Consider the following 18,524-nt stretch of genomic DNA (forward strand, 5'->3'; position numbering starts at 1 on the left):
AACCGAAATGTGTTAGTTAAGTCCTCGATCTATTAGTATCCGTCAGCTCCATGTGTCACCACACTTCCACCTCGGACCTATCAACCTTATCGTCTCTAAGGGATCTTACTCATTTAAAATGATGGGAAGTCTCATCTTGAGGGAGGCTTCATGCTTAGATGCTTTCAGCACTTATCCTTGCCACACGTAGCTACCCAGCTATGCTCCTGGCGGAACAACTGGTACACCAGAGGTGTGTCCATCCCGGTCCTCTCGTACTAAGGACAGCTCCTCTCAAACTTCCTGCGCCCACGACGGATAGGGACCGAACTGTCTCACGACGTTCTGAACCCAGCTCGCGTACCGCTTTAATGGGCGAACAGCCCAACCCTTGGGACCGACTACAGCCCCAGGATGCGATGAGCCGACATCGAGGTGCCAAACCTCCCCGTCGATGTGAACTCTTGGGGGAGATAAGCCTGTTATCCCCGGGGTAGCTTTTATCCGTTGAGCGATGGCCCTTCCATGCGGAACCACCGGATCACTAAGCCCGACTTTCGTCCCTGCTCGACTTGTAGGTCTCGCAGTCAAGCTCCCTTCTGCCTTTACACTCTTCGAATGATTTCCAACCATTCTGAGGGAACCTTTGGGCGCCTCCGTTACTCTTTAGGAGGCGACCGCCCCAGTCAAACTGCCCACCTGACACTGTCTCCGAACCGGATCACGGTCCTGGGTTAGAAGGTGTGTGCAGCCAGGGTGGTATCCCACGGTTGCCTCCACCGAAGCTAGCGCTCCGGTTTCAATGGCTCCCACCTATCCTGTACAAGCTGCACAAACATTCAATATCAAGTTGCAGTAAAGCTCCACGGGGTCTTTCCGTCCTGTCGCGGGTAATGCGCATCTTCACGCATAGTATAATTTCACCGGGTCTCTCGTTGAGACAGTGCCCAAGTCGTTGCACCATTCGTGCGGGTCGGAACTTACCCGACAAGGAATTTCGCTACCTTAGGACCGTTATAGTTACGGCCGCCGTTTACTGGGGCTTCAGTTCTACGCTTCGTACGAAGTACTAACGTTTCCCCTTAACCTTCCAGCACCGGGCAGGTGTCAGCCCCTATACTTCGCCTTACGGCTTCGCAGAGACCTGTGTTTTTGATAAACAGTCGCTTGGGCCTATTCACTGCGGCTTCTCATGCAAGAAGCACCCCTTCTCCCGAAGTTACGGGGTCATTTTGCCGAGTTCCTTAACGAGAGTTCTCCCGCTCACCTTAGAATACTCTTCTTGCCTACCTGTGTCGGTTTAGGGTACGGGCACCTATATCCTGGCTAGAGGCTTTTCTTGGCAGTGTGGAATCAAGAACTTCGGTACTTATATTTCCCTCCCCATCACAGCTCAAGATACTTGTCAGACGGATTTGCCTATCTGACTCTCTTACTGCTTGGACGCACTCTTCCATCCGTGCGATTCTTTATCCTCCTGCGTCCCCCCTTTGCTCATAACGGATATGAGGTGGTACAGGAATATCAACCTGTTGGCCATCGCCTACGCCTTTCGGCCTCGGCTTAGGTCCCGACTAACCCTGAGTGGACGAGCCTTCCTCAGGAAACCTTAGGCTTTCGGTGAAAGAGATTCTCACTCTTTTTTCGCTACTCATACCGGCATTCTCACTTCTAAGCGCTCCAGCTGTCCTCTCGGTCAACCTTCTCTGCCCTTAGAACGCTCTCCTACCATTGTTCCTACGGAACAATCCACAGCTTCGGTGATACGTTTAGCCCCGGTACATTTTCGGCGCAGAGTCACTCGACCAGTGAGCTATTACGCACTCTTTAAATGGTGGCTGCTTCTAAGCCAACATCCTGGTTGTCTGTGCAACTCCACATCCTTTTCCACTTAACGTATACTTGGGGACCTTAGCTGGTGGTCTGGGTTGTTTCCCTCTCGACAATGGACTTATTACCCATCGTCTGACTCCCAAAGATAAGTATCTGACATTCGGAGTTTAACTAGGTTTGGTAACCCGGTGGGGGCCCCTAGCCCAATTAGTGCTCTACCTCCAGTACTCTTCCTTTGAGGCTAGCCCTAAAGCTATTTCGGAGAGAACCAGCTATCTCCGTGTTCGATTGGCTTTTCACCCCTACCCACACCTCATCCCCGCACTTTTCAACGTACGTGGGTTCGGGCCTCCAGTCAGTGTTACCTGACCTTCACCCTGGACATGGGTAGATCACACGGTTTCGGGTCTACGACCGCATACTCATTCGCCCTATTAAGACTCGCTTTCGCTACGGCTCCGTGTCTTCCACTTAACCTTGCATACAATCGTAACTCGCCGGTCCATTCTACAAAAGGTACGCCGTCACACAATAACGTGCTCCGACTACTTGTAAGCACACGGTTTCAGGTTCTATTTCACTCCCCTTCCGGGGTGCTTTTCACCTTTCCCTCACGGTACTGGTTCACTATCGGTCACTAGGGAGTATTTAGCCTTGGGAGATGGTCCTCCCGGATTCCGACGGAATTTCACGTGTTCCGCCGTACTCAGGATACATTCCGGAGGAAATGTCTTTTCAACTACAGGGCTGTTACCTTCTTTGGCTGATCTTTCCAGATCGATTCGTTTAAAACACTTCTTGATAACTCCTATTGGAATGTCCTACAACCCCAGAAAGCAAGCTTTCTGGTTTGGGCTGTTTCCGTTTCGCTCGCCGCTACTTGGGAAATCGCTTTTGCTTTCTCTTCCTCTGGGTACTTAGATGTTTCAGTTCCCCAGGTCTGCCTCATCTAACCTATCTATTCAGTTAGATGTACTACTCCATTACGAGTAGTGGGTTTCCCCATTCGGAAATCCCCGGATCAATGTTTACTTACAACTCCCCGAGGCATATCGGTGTTAGTCCCGTCCTTCTTCGGCTCCTAGTACCAAGGCATCCACCGTGCGCTCTTGTTCACTTAACTAGCTACTTATGAATAAGCTTTGTTTCTTTTTCATCTGCATGTACGAACGTACATGACTTTTTCGGTTTGATGTCGTTGTTACTTTACTCTTATTTAGTTTTCAAGGTACAAATGTAAAAATTCTGCCCTGTCAGCTATCATAACACGCTGAAGCAGAAATTTTATCGGTTTTGAGAGATTTGCTCCCTCAAAACTGAACCGAACAACTCAGTAATGTTTTCATCTAAACCTTGTTAGATGTTCCGTTATAGTCTAGCTCCGGCGACCAAAAACTTTCAAACTTCACCCTTTTCCAATCGATAAGTCAACATCAGCGCCTTACAGTCACTGTGTTTCCTTTATCTCTTTGCAAAGTGCTCCAGTTTGTACGTTTCTAAACGGTCGCCTACGCTTTCTTATTATCCTTAGAAAGGAGGTGATCCAGCCGCACCTTCCGATACGGCTACCTTGTTACGACTTCACCCCAATCATTGGCCCCACCTTCGGCGGCTGGCTCCTAAAAGGTTACCTCACCGACTTCGGGTGTTGTCAACTCTCGTGGTGTGACGGGCGGTGTGTACAAGACCCGGGAACGTATTCACCGCGGCATGCTGATCCGCGATTACTAGCGATTCCGGCTTCATGTAGGCGAGTTGCAGCCTACAATCCGAACTGAGAATGGTTTTATGGGATTTGCTTCACCTCGCGGCTTCGCTGCCCTCTGTTCCATCCATTGTAGCACGTGTGTAGCCCAGGTCATAAGGGGCATGATGATTTGACGTCGTCCCCACCTTCCTCCGGTTTGTCACCGGCAGTCACCTTAGAGTGCCCAACTTAATGCTGGCAACTAAGGTTAGGGGTTCCGCTCGTTGCGGGACTTAACCCAACATCTCACGACACGAGCTGACGACAACCATGCACCACCTGTCACCGCTGTCCCCGAAGGGAAAGCTATGTCTCCATAACGATCAGCGGGATGTCAAGACCTGGTAAGGTTCTTCGCGTTGCTTCGAATTAAACCACATGCTCCACCGCTTGTGCGGGTCCCCGTCAATTCTTTTGAGTTTCAGCCTTGCGGCCGTACTCCCCAGGCGGAGTGCTTAATGCGTTAACTGCAGCACCAAGGGGCGGAAACCCCCTGACACCTAGCACTCATCGTTTACGGCGTGGACTACCAGGGTATCTAATCCTGTTCGCTCCCCACGCTTTCGCGCCTCAGCGTCAGTTACAGACCAGAGAGTCGCCTTCGCCACTGGTGTTCCTCCATATCTCTACGCATTTCACCGCTCCACATGGAATTCCACTCTCCTCTTCTGCACTCAAGTCCTCCAGTTTCCAATGACCCTCCACGGTTAAGCCGTGGGCTTTCACATCAGACTTAAAGGACCGCCTGCGCGCGCTTTACGCCCAATAATTCCGGACAACGCTCGCCCCCTACGTATTACCGCGGCTGCTGGCACGTAGTTAGCCGGGGCTTTCTGGTTAGGTACCGTCAAGGTACGAGCAGTTACTCTCGTACTTGTTCTTCCCTAACAACAGAGTTTTACGATCCGAAAACCTTCATCACTCACGCGGCGTTGCTCCGTCAGACTTTCGTCCATTGCGGAAGATTCCCTACTGCTGCCTCCCGTAGGAGTCTGGGCCGTGTCTCAGTCCCAGTGTGGCCGATCACCCTCTCAGGTCGGCTACGCATCGTTGCCTTGGTAGGCCTTTACCCCACCAACTAGCTAATGCGCCGCGGGCCCATCTGTAAGTGATAGCCGAAACCATCTTTCACTTTTCCTTCATGCGATGGAAAAGATTATTCGGTATTAGCACCGGTTTCCCGAAGTTATCCCAATCTTACAGGTAGGTTGCCCACGTGTTACTCACCCGTCCGCCGCTCATTCCACAAACGTCACCCCGAAGGGGTCAGTCTACTTCCTGCGCTCGACTTGCATGTATTAGGCACGCCGCCAGCGTTCGTCCTGAGCCAAGATCAAACTCTCCAAAAAAGTTTGTGTTTCTTAGCTTTGTTACGTTGTAAAAGAAAAACTTTACGCTTTTCTTGACATTACTGGTTGTTCTGTTCAGTTTTCAAAGAGCAAATGTTTTGTCGCTTTCGTTTTTAGCGACTTTATAAATTTAACACGTTAATGAAATGAAGTCAACATGTTTTTTAAACTTTTATTGCGTCTGTTTTTCTCCTCGTAGAGTTTCACTAGAGCAACGATATTCAGAATAGCATGCTTCAAATTAAATGTCAAAGTTTTTAAAAGTATTATTTAGATCATATTCACAATCGCTTATCACACACACAACACCGCTACCATTAACTATAATAAAAAATACCTGCCTGTTTCAAAACTTTCTTAACATATACAAACATGATTAAGAAGAAACTATCTCTATAAATTAATTTCTACACAATTGTCATTATCATACGATAAAAATACCTTGCTAATTATGCTATAATAACAAATGGAAACTTTCAGAGGAGGACAAGCATGGCACAACAATTAGTTTATTCAAGTAAAATAAATAAAATTCGTTCATTTGCTTTAATTTTGATTTTCGTCGGAATTGCTGTAATGTACGGTGGAATATTAGCAAAGAAAATAGAATGGCTTATGTTTACATTATTCATTTTAGGTATGTTGTTTATAGTAGCAAGTACTTTAATCTATTTCTGGATCGGCCTATTATCCACCAGAGCCGTCCCAGTAGTATGTCCAAATTGTAATAAGCCTACCAAAATGCTTGGTCGTGTAGACGCATGTATGCATTGTAAACAACCATTGACAATGGATAAAGCATTAGAAGGTAAAGATTTTGATGAAAAATACAATTCACGTCATTATCGCAAAGAAGAAAAAAAATAACTTAAAACAACTAACTGCGCCCCAATAATTAGCTTATGTCTAACCATTGGGGCGCAGAACTATTTTATTTATTCATTAGCTTTACTGCACTATTAGCTTAAAATCGTCTTTCTATCGGCGCTATCTCACTAGTAGAAGAAGTCTATCCTGATAATTTCAATCCATACTTCTTATAAATTATAAAACCATTCCGACCTTCTTATCTATTTCATTCAACAAAAGCTAATCCCTCATGATATAGACATAACATAAATAAAAAAATCAAATAGTACATAGGATTTGTACTATTTGATCTTCCACTTTATTGTATTTGTTTTTTACTACAGTCTTCACATTTACCATACAATTCTAAGCGATGATGGCTAATTTTAAATCCTGTTTCTTCGCCAGCTAACTTCTCTAAATCATAGAGAGCTGGATAATCAAAATCAACCACTTTCCCACAATCTTCACAAATAATATGATAGTGTTCCTTCATATTACAATCAAATCTACTAGAGTCATCTCCATAAGTTAATTCGCGTACTAAACCAACTTTACGAAGGACTCGTAAATTATTATATACTGTTGCAACACTCATGTTAGGAAATTCTTTTTCTAACGCTCGATATATTTCATCTGCTGTCGGATGAGACATAGAAGTAAGTAAATATTCCAAAACCGCATGACGTTGAGGGGTAATTCGAACTCCTGATTCTTTTAACGTGTCAAGTACAGATTGAAGTTTAGTTTCAGGCATCGTCATGGACCTCGCTTTCAATAATTATTACTAACTAACACAGTTATTACTTTATAATTTTTATAATTAGTGTACTCTTTTCTTTATTCCCTGTCAATTGTTAATATATGCAAAAAGCAGTGTGGCATTCACACTGCTTTAAATTTCTGGATTTAATATCGCTTCTTTTCTACCTAATTGATTATTAACATAACGTGCGGCTACAAATAAATAATCCGATAATCTGTTTAAATAGCTCAAAACTAACGGATTCACTTGATCTATACCAACCGCTATTCTTTCAGCCCTTCGCACGATTGTCCGCGCTACCTGCAACGCACTAGATGTAGTATGACCTGAAGGCAGAATAAATTGTGTTAATGATGGTAACGTTTCATCCCATTTATCAATTTGTTCTTCTAGCTCCTTCACATGCGCTTCTGATAATTTCCATGCGACTTCACGATCTGGTGGTGTTGCTAATTCCGAACCCACATGAAATAAAATAGTCTGTATACGATGCATCTGTTGTAAAAATGCAGCTTTCTCATTCCAGTCTAATGAATCTAAATAGCTCACCGCTAAACCAATCATTGAATTTGCTTCATCACAAGTTCCATATGCTTCTACACGACTATCATCTTTATCAACTCGCTTTCCATAAACGAGTGAGGTTGTTCCTTTATCTCCTGATCTGGTATATATCCGCATTCTTAATACCCTTTCTTTGTATCAACAATATTAATGAAGTCAGTATCTCCTTCAATAAATTTCTTTAAATTCTCTGTTAAAATCGCATATGTTCTTGCTGCATTTCGTGGTGATTTAGCAGATAAATGCGGTGTTATTGTAATATTTTCTTCTGTCCAAAATGGATGATCACTAGGAAGTGGCTCCTGTTCAAAAACATCTAAAACAGCATGAGTAATTTCTTTTTCTTGGATTGCTTTTAATAAAGCTTCACTATTTACAGAATTTCCTCTTCCTATATTTACAAATACAGCTTCCTCTTTCATTAATTTAAATTGTTCATATTGAAAAATACCTGTTGTTTCTTTTGTACCAGGAAGAACCGAAACAACAAAGTCTGCTTTAGGTAAGTATTCATCTATTTGACCAATTTCAGCCATTTCATCAAAATATTCTAATGCTCTGCCACTTCTAGACACTCCATACGTTGTCATATTAAATGCTTTTGCTAGACGAGCAACCTCCTGCCCAATAGCTCCTGCACCAACAACAACCATTGTTCGTCCAGAAATTTCACGTATTGCTGGTGGGTCTGCCCAAACCTTTCCGTTTTCATATTCAATAAGTTTCTTCTCTTGTTTATACACTTGTAATAACACGGAAATAACATATTCAGCCATTGGAACCTTATAAACTCCTCTAGCATTTGTCACAATGATTCCTTTTTCAGTAATATACTCTAATGGTAATTGATCTACACCTGCAGATAACATCATAATCCATTTTAATTTTGGCATTTTTTCAAGAAGATCTGCTTTAATAGTACTCCCATAACCGACAAGCACACTCACTTCAGCTAAGCTTTCTCCTACACTGTACATATCTTCATTAAAAATAAATTCTGTTGTCGGGAATTCATTTATAAATTGCTCTTTTATTTCATCTGCTGAGTTATTTGCAAATAATACGGTCATATTCATTCCTCCACTCTATCTATATGTATAAATTTCTCTTCTTTTCATCATAAACGTTTTTATTTAAATGAACAATCGAGAGGAATCGAAATTTTTGCACTTTTTCTAAATTATTCTTCTGTAAAAACTACTCCTCTACAAAAAATGAAGTAACCCTACTATTAGGATTACTTCATCTTTTACATGCTTTATTTATTTGTTAAATTTTCTCTGATATATTGTAATGCTTCTTCTACATGGCCCTTAACACGAACATTACGATATTCCTTTTGCAAGATCCCATCTTTATCGATTACAAAGGTCGAACGTACAATTCCGTAATATTCTTTTCCAAATGTTTTCTTCAATTGCCATACTCCAAATTGTTCAGCCAATTGATGATCCTCATCTGCTAATAAATGAAAAGGAAGATCGTGTTTTTCAATGAATTTCTGATGACGCTGTACTGGATCTGGACTGACTCCAATAATCACGGCATCTAATTCTTTAAAGCTTTCATGATGATCACGGAAATCACATGCTTGTGTTGTACAGCCTGGAGTCATGTCTTTAGGATAAAAGTATAAAACGACATGTCTCCCTTTGAAATCGGATAGTTTTATCTCTTCTCCATTTTGGTTTACCGATGTAAAATCTGCTACTTGTTTTCCTATTCCTACTGTCATTTTTCATTCCTCCGATCCTATTCTTCCTTATAACTATAACATATTCTTCATCATTCAGTTATCTTTGTCCTTCCCTCTTTCACTCGCAATCACAAGACGTAAGACAAAAGCAGTTGGCAATAAATAACCAATTAATCCTTGCAACACTGCTATCCATCTACCTAAACCAATTGGTACAATATCACCATACCCTACTGTAAGCAATGTTACTCCACTAAAATAAAAAGAATGATTTAATAACCCTAAAATCGTTGTATTTTTTATTTCATCATGTTCCATAAATATAGTTGCTTGGATGGAGAGTAAAAAATAAATAAGTCCGAAACCAATAATCATTGTAATATAGACAATTAATAATGTAATGAAAATTTCTGTTGAAAATCGACTTTCTTTTAGTACGACCCGTTTTGTCATATCCCCCATAAAAAAATCAATGATACTCTTCCCAATAACAATGCAAATTAAAATTACCATGATCCATATCAAAATATTCACAGCGATCGCTCCATACCTATTTTCTTCTTATTAATATTTATGCTTGTCTTCTCTCAATAGTCATTTGTTTTTGAAGATAAATACGTTAATATATAAAATAGACTTGATGCAGTGGGAGCTTTTCCGCTTACCAGACTTGAGTCATATTTTTTAAAAGCTTGCAGACATTTACCTCTTATCTATAAAAGTAAGAGTTTAATAATGTCGCGAAGATAAGTTTGGAGGAATGAATAAATGATGAGATATACAAAGTCTGAACAATTACATGAAGAAGCACTGAAACATATCGTTGGTGGAGTAAATTCTCCTTCTCGTGCGTATAAAGGAGTAGGTGGAGGAACACCTGTCTATATGAAGCGTGGGCAAGGTGCTTATTTCTATGATGTTGATGATAATAAATATATTGATTACCTAGCAGCTTATGGACCAATCATCACAGGACATGCACACCCACATATTGCAAAAGCAATTTCAGAAGCAGCTACAAATGGAGTATTATTTGGTACACCTACAATACTCGAAGCACAGTTAGCCAAAATGCTAAAAGCTGCTATTCCCTCTATGGAAAAAGTGAGATTTACAAACTCTGGTACTGAAGCTGTAATGACAACTATCCGTGTAGCACGTGCATATACTAATCGAAATAAAATCATCAAATTCTCTGGATGCTATCACGGTCATTTTGATTCCGTATTAGTAGAAGCTGGCTCTGGACCTGCAACATTAGGCACACCTGATTCAGCGGGAATTCCGCAATCCGTAGCAGAAGATGTTATTACTGTTCCATTTAATGATGTGGAGGCATTTAAACAAGCATTAGCAGTTTGGGGAGACCATATTGCTGCAGTATTAGTAGAGCCTATTGTTGGAAACTTTGGGATTGTGGAACCGAAAGAAGGATTTCTACAATCTGTAAATCAATTAACACATGAAATAGGTGCCCTTGTTATTTATGATGAGGTCATTAGTGCTTTTCGCTTCACTTATGGATCTGCACAACAGGTGTATGGAATTGAACCAGACATGACAGCAATGGGTAAAATTATTGGCGGTGGATTACCTATCGGCGCATATGGTGGTAAAAAAGATATAATGGAAACTGTCGCTCCTTTAGGACCAGCATATCAAGCTGGTACGATGGCTGGAAATCCTGCATCAATGGCGGCAGGTATTGCATGCTTAGAAATTCTCCAAGCAGAGGGTGTATATGAAAAGCTAGATACACTGGGAGCAAGATTGGAAACAGGTCTACTTGAAACAGCAAAAGAAGCCAATGTTGCAATTACGATTAATCGTCTTCGCGGGGCATTAACAGTATTCTTTGGTGAACATACCGTAACAAATTATGAGGATGCCAAAGCTTCAGATGAAAAGTTATTTGGTAAGTTCTTTAAGCTTATGTTAGACCAAGGGATTAATTTAGCCCCTTCTAAATTTGAAGCATGGTTCTTAACAACAGCACATACTGACGCAGATATTGATGAAACAATTGCCGCAGCTAGAAAAGCTTTTAAACAATTATAATAAACTAATCAAAAAAGGCTAACTATGGAGTGAACTGCCCCCTGTCAAGTAGACAGTGGAAATAATAAAAAGGATCTAAGCGGCTTTAGCTCTATATTCCATAGGGCTAAGGCCGTTTAGTCGTTCTTGATATCTTTCATGATTATAAAAATGTATATATGCTTCTATCGCACTCGATAGCTCTTCAAATGTCTCAAACTTATGTAAATAATACTTTTCACATTTAAGTGTTCCCCAAAAGGATTCCATAGGACCATTATCAATGCATCTACCAACACGAGACATACTCTGTGTCATTTCTGCTTCCTCTACCCTTTGTTTAAAACCTTTAGAGGTATACTGAAATCCCCGATCACTATGGATCAGCGGATGTTCTCCATCCAAAAGGGCTACAGCTTGATCAAAAGTCTGAAACACAAGCGGATTATTATTGGAATGCCCTAACACATAACTCACAATCGATCCATCATATAGATCACGAATCGCGCTTAAGTAGGCTTTTTTTGATTGGCCATACTTCAATTCCGTGACATCTGTCACCCATTTCTCATTTGGCTTTTCAGCTGTAAATTCACGGTTGAGCACATTTTCTGCGACATGTTGAGGAGTAGAGTGTTTATACTGTTTCTTCTTTCTTCGAATAACAGATTGGATCCCAGCGACTTTCATCAATCGATATATTCTTTTGTGGTTAAAGTGCTGACCAAATTTCCGATTCATGTTCAACATCATTCGTCGGTAACCATAGATGCCCTCCACCTGATGATGGAGGGCTTTCATTTCTTTGATAATTTTTTCATTCTCAAGCTCTCGAAAGGAAGGTGTACGATTGACCCATTTATAGTAAGCAGCTCTTGAAACACCAGCAATATCACATAATAAGACGATGCTTAGTTGATCCGTTTCATGCAGTTCTTTTATAGCGATATATGTATTTTCCCATCTGACTTGATTTATTTTCTCCTCCTTTCGATCTCCTCTAACTTTTTTAAGAAAGCATTCTCTGCACGTAAACGTTCATTTTCTTTTTCGATTTGGCGCATCTTTAATTTCATTTTTTCTTCTGGAGTTAATTCTTCCACACGTTTGGAACGTCCTCGTCGATCCTTTAACGCATCCCATCCACCTTCTTCATATTTATGTACCCATTGATATACTTGTTGGTAGGATACTTGGTGATTTTCAGCCGTTTCTTGATAATCTTTCTCGTCGGCTAAAGCATCTTGTACAATCTGGATTCGTTCTTTCCAAGTGGTTTTTCTCCCTTTCGTCATAGAGTATCTTCCCTTCCTTTTCGTCCCTTTTAATTCTCTATGACCATTATACTTTTTAATCCATTTTTGAAGTACCCCTCTACTAGAAATTCCATACTTTTTAATGATTTCATTTTGTGAGTACTTCCCTGATAAATAATCGTTGACTGCAGCTGTTTTCAATTCCTTAGCATATCGTTTCCAAGTCCTTGAATCTGCTAAACCCTCTATTCCAGATTCTTCAAACTTCTCTATCCAGTTATATAAGGTAACCTTAGGGATTTGATACGTTGAATAGATTTCTGTAAGAGAATATTTTCCTTTTTTATAAGCCATGACTACTTCATGTTTAAATTCTGTAGAATAAAATTTATTGGACACAAAAACCCCCCCTAAATAAACAGATTTTTATTTTTTTATCTGTCTACCTTAAGGGGAGCATACCAGAGAAAACTCCTAGTTAGCCTTTTTTCTAGTAATTAGCAATTTCTATTAAATTTTCATCTGGATCACGAATATAAATCGATAAAATTGGTCCAACCGCTCCAGTTTTTCGGATTGGTCCTTCAATAATCGGCACATTACATTCGTTCAAATGTGCAATAACCTCTGTTAAATCTTTTGTGGTAATAAAGCATAGATCAGCAGATCCTTGAGTAGGTTGCATTGCTTTAGGTTCAAATTCTTTGCCAGCTTCATGTAAATTAATCTTTTGATTACCAAATACTAATGCTTTCCTATCTTCACCAAATGTAATAACTTTCATTTGAAGTACTTTTTCATAAAATTCACATGTCACTTCTATATTGCTTACTGTCAATACAAAATGGTCCAAATGACTAATCATCATCTCAACTCCTTATTACCCTTAGAAAATATCAATCTCACGAAATCTAAAATGTTTACTGGAAGTTTATCTTGATAAACAGGGTTTTTAACTTTTTCTCTGACTTAAACAGTAATTGCAACATGCTTTCTTACTATTTATTAAAGTGAAATACTTCAGCTATTCTAATAGAATACTAACCTAAATGCTGAACTTCATATAAATCATAATAACTTCCTTTTTTCGCCATTAGCTCTTCATGTGATCCTGATTCTTGAATTTCTCCATGTTCAATAACAACAATTCGATCAGCATGTGTAATCGTTGCTAAGCGGTGTGCCACAATAAATGTTGTACGCCTAGAGGCAAGCTTTTCCATAGCAAGTTGAATACTATGCTCACTTTCTAAATCAAGTGCTGATGTTGCTTCATCGAAAATTAATATTGGTGGATTCTTCAAAAACACTCTTGCAATAGCTATTCTTTGTTTTTGACCTCCAGAAAGCTTCACTCCACGCTCTCCTACTAATGTATCATATCCATTTGGTAGATCGCTAATGAATTCTGCTGCATTAGCTGCTCTTGCTGCTGCTTTTACCTCTTCATCTGTTGCGTCTGGTTTCCCCATACGAATATTCATTGCTACAGACTCACTAAATAAAATATTGTCTTGTAAAACCATTCCAATATTATTTCTTAAAGAGCGAGCCTCTACATCACGAATATCTATACCATCCACTTTAATGGAACCAGAGGTAACATCATAGAACCTTGGAATTAAACTAACTAAAGAAGATTTTCCACCACCACTCATTCCAACTAGAGCAATCGTTTCTCCTTTTTTAACTTTTAAATTAATATTCCTTAATACTTCATTTTCTTCATCATTATATTTAAAAGAGACATTTTCAAATTCAATTTCACCATCAACACGATTTAATGATATCGCATCTTCCTTATCCTTAATATCGTATGGTTCATTGTAAAATTCAAATACACGATCAATGGAAGCTATAGATTGTGTTAATGTTGTTGAAGCATTAATCAATCTTCGTAATGGGCTATATACTCTCTCCATATAAGCAACAAATGCCATCATCGTTCCCATTGTGAGGTCTCCATTAATCACCTGATAAGATGCAAAAGCAATTACTAATAATGGTGCTAAATCTGTAATCGTATTTGTTACTGCAAAAGTTTTTGCATTCCATGCGGTATGTGTAATAGCTTTATTTAAAAATGTTTTATTACGTTCATCAAATTGGTCTTGTTCATGCTCTTCTAAAGCAAAACTACGAGTCACTGGAATCCCTTGTACACGTTCATGTAAATGTCCTTGTACTTCAGCCAGTGCTTGAGAACGTTCACGCGTTAAATGTCGTAATCTGCCGTAGAAGTATTTAATCGAAAATCCGTAAAAAGGAAACAAAATAATTGCAACAATAGTCAACCACACATCCATCGTTAGCATAATCGTTATAGCGATAGCAATCGTTACAACATCTAGCCAAACATTCATTAATCCTGTGATAACAAAGGTTTTCGTCTGCTCCACATCATGTATTACCCGGGAAATAATTTCTCCTGTTTTTGTATTCGAATAGAAACGCAAACTCATTTTTTGAATATGATCGAATAATTTATCTCGGATATCATATAATATTTTACTACCAACCCATTGCGCCAAATATTGTCGAAGATATTCGACTGGTGGACGTAAAAAGAGAAATATGACAAGGGAAGTTCCCATGAGCCAGAATAGTTTGCTTGTTTTTTCCCCTGCAGTTAACCCTTCTGCATCAATGATATTATCAATCACAAATTTTAAGATGAGTGGTATTAGTAATGGAATAGCAAATTTTACTACACCTATTACGATTGTCCAAAGTATTTTCCATTTGTATGGTTTTACAAATGTCATATATTGTTTAATTGTATTCATACTTATAATCTTCCTTTATCTGCAGAACGAAAAGCACAGAGCACCCGCTTAAAAACGTAGAGATTGGAGTGGCGCAACCGAGATAAAGGAAACACGGTGAGGTCACGAACCGATGTTAGCTTATTGTAGGGTGTAACGCGAAATCTCTTATTTTTTGGCGCTCAGAGCTAGACAACGCTATCTCTGCCTAAGAATTAATTTGTGCAAAACCTTTATACTTTCTTACTGTATTAAAAAATTGAAAAGCCTTGCTACATACGTAACAAGGTTCTATTTGATTCTTGTTCTTACTTAACGATAAGTTAAATATCGCTCATACCAGCTATCGATAAAGTCCGGAGAAAATGGCCCTTTTCGCTGGCGGATCCAATTATGTAATTGGATTAATTGATTCTCCAGAATGCCATGGAGTTCTTTTGGATATTGCATTTTCACTCTGTTTACTTCATATTCTTCTTCATCTAATAAATCATACGTCATATCTGGAAAAACTTTAACATCTAAATCATAATCAATATACTTTAATGCTTCACGATCATATACGAACGGAGAACTAATATTACAATAATAATGTATTCCATCCTCTTTCATCATGCCAATAATATTAAACCAATGATCTGTATGAAAATAAAAAATTGCTGGCTCCCTTGTCATCCAAATACGACCATCAGCTTCTATTACTCTCGTCCGATCATTTGCACCAATTATTACCGATTGTGTTGCTTGTAAAACAAAATTCGTTTCCCAGATACGATGTATTTTTCCATTATGCTTGTAGCTTTGAATCTGCATTTTAGATGCTACTTTCGGAGATAACATCGTATCTTCCTCTCCTTAACTCTCATCTTTTGTTCTTTTAGTATAAGCCATGTTACTTATAAATAGAAAGCATTTTGACTATAAGACGAATATACTTATTCTATTTTCCCTAAGCTTTCAGACAAAAGATGATAATAATTCCAAAAATACGACTAACACTTATTGCCTGGAAATAATTCAACCACCTGATATCCATAAGAATCAGGTGGTTGGTAATTTGTTTTATGATAACTTGATGTATGTGGCTTTTTAAAGCCAAACTGTAGCTTTTGCTTTTTGCTCTGTCTTATTGCTGGTTTTTCTTTTGTGCTGATTGCTGGTTTCTCTGTTTCACTTCTTGAACATCAGTATCAGAAGCGAATTCTGTACCATACTGATTTTGTTGTTGCTGTTGTTGTTGATTTTGTTGCTGTTTCTTTTGCTCTGATTGCTGATTGTTCTTTTTCACTTCTTGAACATCAGTTTCAGATGCAAACTCTGTACCAAACTGATTTTGTTGCTGCTGTTGTTGCTTTTTCATTTTCTTACCATTTGCACCAGATTGTTGTTTTTGGTTATTAGGCAAATTTATCACCTCCACAACTATAACTTCTCCAATTCTACAAATGTTATGCAAAATTTTTGGATGATTATAGTCAGGAAACATGTGATTAATCTTCCATTTTTTTCATAATATTAATATGTGAGGTTGGGAAAGGATATGTATCAAGCTCTTCTTTTAAAACAAATTGAAAAGCATGGTCTTCCTCATCTTCTATAACTTGTGCATGATATATTTCAATTTCCCAAATAATATGTGAAAAGACATGTCTTAATTCTCCACATTTTTTTCCTAATTGAATGGTGAGACCATACTCTGCTTGTACCCAATTTTCGATATGATCAAATCCAATTTCAGCAATTGGTATCATTGGAAATTGCCATAAATTAGCAAGCAGACCTTCACTTGGACGTTGCTGAATCGCATAAGATCCATTCGCTTTCTCAAGCAGCAATACGACATATGGAATTACTCTTTGTTTCTTCGCCTTGCTTTTAATTGGTAATTCTGATTCAATCCCTTCTTGAAATGCACGGCAATATTGTTGGACAGGGCATAATAAACAAGATGGTGATTTAGGTGTACATACTAAGGCACCTAATTCCATAACTGCTTGATTGAATGAAGAAGGATCTTGAACCGCAATTGTTTCACGAACGACTGATTCAAACAGCTTTCTTACTTTTTGATCAGCAATATTCTCTTCTATTTTTAATAAGCGAGAATATACACGCATTACATTTCCATCTACTGCTGGTTCAGGCTGATTAAAGGCAATTGATAAAATGGCTCCTTTTGTATATGGGCCAATTCCTTTTAAAGCACCTAATTCTTTTGGATTGGAAGGCATGACTCCATCATATTGCTCAACAATTTGCTTTGCAGCATGATGCAAATTTCTTGCTCGGGAATAATAACCTAATCCCTCCCAAGCTTTCAGCACAGCTTGTTCATCAGCCTTTGCTAAATCGAAGACTGTAGGAAATAATTGCTTAAAACGATTAAAATAGGGAATAACAGTATCAACCTTCGTTTGTTGGAGCATAATTTCAGAGATCCAAATGGAGTATGGATCTTTATTCTCTCTCCAAGGTAGTTTACGCTGATGATGTTCATACCATGCTAATAAATCATTTTGAAAGCTTATAATGTCAAATTTATGTAAATAATTCATACTCAATTCTTTCACACCTTATGATATAATAATATTATGTATCCATTTGTGATACGATGAAGCGTATATAACACATACAAGGAGGCAACTACTGAATGGATACAGGTACCCATATTGCTATGGGTGTTGCACTGGGCGGTATAGCAACATTAGACCCAGTTGTTGCTAATGACCCTGTCTTATTTCAAGCTGTGCTTGTCGGCACTGTTGTCGGCTCACATGCTCCTGACTTTGACACGGTTTTAAAGCTTAAAAACAACGCAACATACATTCGACACCACCGCGGCTTGACTCATTCTGTACCAGCAATTATTATATGGGGTATTTTAATTGCTAGTATCATTTACATGTTTGTACCAAGCGTTAACTTTTTCCATTTATGGGCTTGGACGTTTTTAGCCGTCGTCATTCATGTAATTGTTGACATCTTTAACGCATACGGGACACAGGCAATTCGGCCATTTTCCAATAAGTGGATAGCACATGGGTTTATAAACACTTTTGATCCGTACATTTTCGGACTTCACATTGTCGGTATATGTATTTGGTTAATTGGTGCACACCCTGGCTACACATGGTTGATTATTTATAGCATCATTTTAATATACTATTTTAAACGATATTTAGATAAAAGAGAAATTGTTGAAAGTCTTAAGAGCTATTTCCCAGATGTAGAAAAGGTGGCTACTTCACCAACTATGAAACAGAATTATTGGCGTATAGCAGTTACGACAACAAATCATTTCTATGTTGGCACAGTAGAGGATGGACATATTCAAATCCATGATGAATTTGAAAAGGTGGATTTACCAGACTCACCTATGATGAACATTGCTTTAACGGATGAAAATATCTCCGCATTCCTATCCTTTTCACCAGTGTATCGTTGGGAAATTACAGAACGACATGAATATGTAGAAGTCCGTTTTATTGATTTACGTTACCGATCGAAAGGACATTACCCTTTTGTTGCTGTTGTTCAAATTAACCCGGAAAACCATCAAATTATTAGCTCTTATACAGGCTGGATTTTCTCTGAGAAAAAATTACAGCATAAATTACAGTACGATAATCATCCAATTTAAGAAAGGTATTGTTGGGAGAATTCATATCCCCAGCAATACCTTT

13 protein-coding genes, 2 rRNA genes and 2 pseudogenes are annotated in these 18,524 nt (G+C 39.1%); 3 read left to right on the forward strand and 14 right to left on the reverse strand.

Annotation, left to right across the window (positions count from 1 at the left end):
* Positions 1 to 12: 12 nt before the first annotated feature.
* Positions 13 to 2,935: ribosomal RNA gene (locus AB4Y30_RS13220) — 23S ribosomal RNA — on the reverse strand.
* Positions 2,936 to 3,343: 408 nt separating this feature from the next.
* Positions 3,344 to 4,908, reverse strand: a 16S ribosomal RNA gene (locus AB4Y30_RS13225).
* Together the 16S and 23S rRNA genes form the textbook arrangement of a ribosomal RNA operon.
* 492 nt (positions 4,909 to 5,400) lie before the next feature.
* Here AB4Y30_RS13225 and AB4Y30_RS13230 point away from each other — a divergent pair.
* Positions 5,401 to 5,775, forward strand: a complete 375-nt coding sequence (locus AB4Y30_RS13230; RefSeq protein WP_368652694.1) for a YgzB family protein — start codon at positions 5,401 to 5,403, stop codon at positions 5,773 to 5,775.
* A 301-nt stretch (positions 5,776 to 6,076) separates the two neighbouring features.
* Here AB4Y30_RS13230 and perR read toward each other — a convergent pair whose 3' ends face one another.
* The 5 genes from perR to AB4Y30_RS13255 form a co-directional block, all read right to left on the reverse strand.
* Entirely contained in the window at positions 6,077 to 6,514 is a 438-nt protein-coding gene (gene perR, locus AB4Y30_RS13235) for a peroxide-responsive transcriptional repressor PerR (RefSeq protein ID WP_368652695.1), read from the reverse strand.
* A 138-nt stretch (positions 6,515 to 6,652) separates the two neighbouring features.
* Positions 6,653 to 7,204 carry a cob(I)yrinic acid a,c-diamide adenosyltransferase gene (locus AB4Y30_RS13240; RefSeq protein WP_368652696.1) on the reverse strand — a complete coding sequence of 184 codons (552 nt, stop codon included), beginning with the start codon at positions 7,202 to 7,204 and terminating at the stop codon, positions 6,653 to 6,655.
* 2 nt (positions 7,205 to 7,206) lie between these two features.
* Entirely contained in the window at positions 7,207 to 8,157 is a 951-nt protein-coding gene (locus AB4Y30_RS13245) for an NAD(P)-dependent oxidoreductase (protein WP_368652697.1), read from the reverse strand.
* Positions 8,158 to 8,345: 188 nt separating this feature from the next.
* Positions 8,346 to 8,822, reverse strand: coding sequence for a thioredoxin-dependent thiol peroxidase (gene bcp / locus AB4Y30_RS13250; protein ID WP_368652698.1), 477 nt, complete (start codon positions 8,820 to 8,822; stop codon positions 8,346 to 8,348).
* 54 nt (positions 8,823 to 8,876) lie between these two features.
* Positions 8,877 to 9,317, reverse strand: a complete 441-nt coding sequence (locus AB4Y30_RS13255) for an ion channel (RefSeq protein WP_368652699.1) — start codon at positions 9,315 to 9,317, stop codon at positions 8,877 to 8,879.
* Between the two features lie 237 nt (positions 9,318 to 9,554).
* Between AB4Y30_RS13255 and AB4Y30_RS13260 the strand changes: the two genes are divergently transcribed.
* The gene (locus AB4Y30_RS13260) at positions 9,555 to 10,841 is read left to right on the forward strand and encodes a glutamate-1-semialdehyde 2,1-aminomutase (protein ID WP_368655225.1); all 1,287 of its coding nucleotides are present in this window, start codon (positions 9,555 to 9,557) and stop codon (positions 10,839 to 10,841) included.
* Between the two features lie 75 nt (positions 10,842 to 10,916).
* Here the strand turns inward: AB4Y30_RS13260 and AB4Y30_RS13265 are convergent.
* The 7 genes and pseudogenes from AB4Y30_RS13265 to mutY all read right to left on the reverse strand — a co-directional run.
* Positions 10,917 to 12,343: pseudogene (locus AB4Y30_RS13265) on the reverse strand (IS3 family transposase); the annotation flags it as partial.
* A 6-nt stretch (positions 12,344 to 12,349) separates the two neighbouring features.
* Positions 12,350 to 12,430 (reverse strand): annotated as a pseudogene (locus AB4Y30_RS13270) (hypothetical protein); the annotation flags it as partial.
* A gap of 136 nt (positions 12,431 to 12,566) precedes the next feature.
* Entirely contained in the window at positions 12,567 to 12,941 is a 375-nt protein-coding gene (locus tag AB4Y30_RS13275; RefSeq protein ID WP_368652700.1) for a VOC family protein, read from the reverse strand.
* Positions 12,942 to 13,116: 175 nt separating this feature from the next.
* Positions 13,117 to 14,862 carry an ABC transporter ATP-binding protein gene (locus AB4Y30_RS13280; protein ID WP_368652701.1) on the reverse strand — a complete coding sequence of 582 codons (1,746 nt, stop codon included), beginning with the start codon at positions 14,860 to 14,862 and terminating at the stop codon, positions 13,117 to 13,119.
* 291 nt (positions 14,863 to 15,153) lie between these two features.
* Positions 15,154 to 15,681 carry a DUF402 domain-containing protein gene (locus AB4Y30_RS13285; protein ID WP_368652702.1) on the reverse strand — a complete coding sequence of 176 codons (528 nt, stop codon included), beginning with the start codon at positions 15,679 to 15,681 and terminating at the stop codon, positions 15,154 to 15,156.
* A 286-nt stretch (positions 15,682 to 15,967) separates the two neighbouring features.
* On the reverse strand, positions 15,968 to 16,246 hold the full coding sequence (locus AB4Y30_RS13290) for a gamma-type small acid-soluble spore protein (protein ID WP_368652703.1): 279 nt from the start codon (positions 16,244 to 16,246) through the stop codon (positions 15,968 to 15,970).
* Positions 16,247 to 16,331: 85 nt separating this feature from the next.
* Entirely contained in the window at positions 16,332 to 17,396 is a 1,065-nt protein-coding gene (mutY, locus tag AB4Y30_RS13295) for an A/G-specific adenine glycosylase (protein ID WP_368655226.1), read from the reverse strand.
* Positions 17,397 to 17,491: 95 nt separating this feature from the next.
* Between mutY and AB4Y30_RS13300 the strand changes: the two genes are divergently transcribed.
* Complete coding sequence (locus AB4Y30_RS13300) at positions 17,492 to 18,481, forward strand: metal-dependent hydrolase (protein ID WP_368652704.1); 990 nt, start codon at positions 17,492 to 17,494, stop codon at positions 18,479 to 18,481.
* Positions 18,482 to 18,524 lie beyond the last annotated feature (43 nt).

The organism is Ornithinibacillus sp. 4-3, assembly GCF_040958695.1.
Lineage (GTDB): Bacteria > Bacillota > Bacilli > Bacillales > Amphibacillaceae > CALAMD01.

Bases quoted from the DNA above. Each gene is read 5' to 3' on its own strand.
- AB4Y30_RS13260 (WP_368655225.1), top strand. From the start codon at position 9,555: ATGAGATATACAAAGTCTGAACAATTACATGAAGAAGCACTGAAACAT.
- perR (WP_368652695.1), bottom strand. From the start codon at position 6,514: ATGCCTGAAACTAAACTTCAATCTGTACTTGACACGTTAAAAGAATCA.
- AB4Y30_RS13285 (WP_368652702.1), bottom strand. From the start codon at position 15,681: ATGTTATCTCCGAAAGTAGCATCTAAAATGCAGATTCAAAGCTACAAG.
- AB4Y30_RS13230 (WP_368652694.1), top strand. From the start codon at position 5,401: ATGGCACAACAATTAGTTTATTCAAGTAAAATAAATAAAATTCGTTCA.
- mutY (WP_368655226.1), bottom strand. From the start codon at position 17,396: ATGAATTATTTACATAAATTTGACATTATAAGCTTTCAAAATGATTTA.
- AB4Y30_RS13275 (WP_368652700.1), bottom strand. From the start codon at position 12,941: ATGATTAGTCATTTGGACCATTTTGTATTGACAGTAAGCAATATAGAA.
- AB4Y30_RS13280 (WP_368652701.1), bottom strand. From the start codon at position 14,862: ATGAATACAATTAAACAATATATGACATTTGTAAAACCATACAAATGG.
- bcp (WP_368652698.1), bottom strand. From the start codon at position 8,822: ATGACAGTAGGAATAGGAAAACAAGTAGCAGATTTTACATCGGTAAAC.
- AB4Y30_RS13240 (WP_368652696.1), bottom strand. From the start codon at position 7,204: ATGCGGATATATACCAGATCAGGAGATAAAGGAACAACCTCACTCGTT.
- AB4Y30_RS13245 (WP_368652697.1), bottom strand. From the start codon at position 8,157: ATGACCGTATTATTTGCAAATAACTCAGCAGATGAAATAAAAGAGCAA.
- AB4Y30_RS13300 (WP_368652704.1), top strand. From the start codon at position 17,492: ATGGATACAGGTACCCATATTGCTATGGGTGTTGCACTGGGCGGTATA.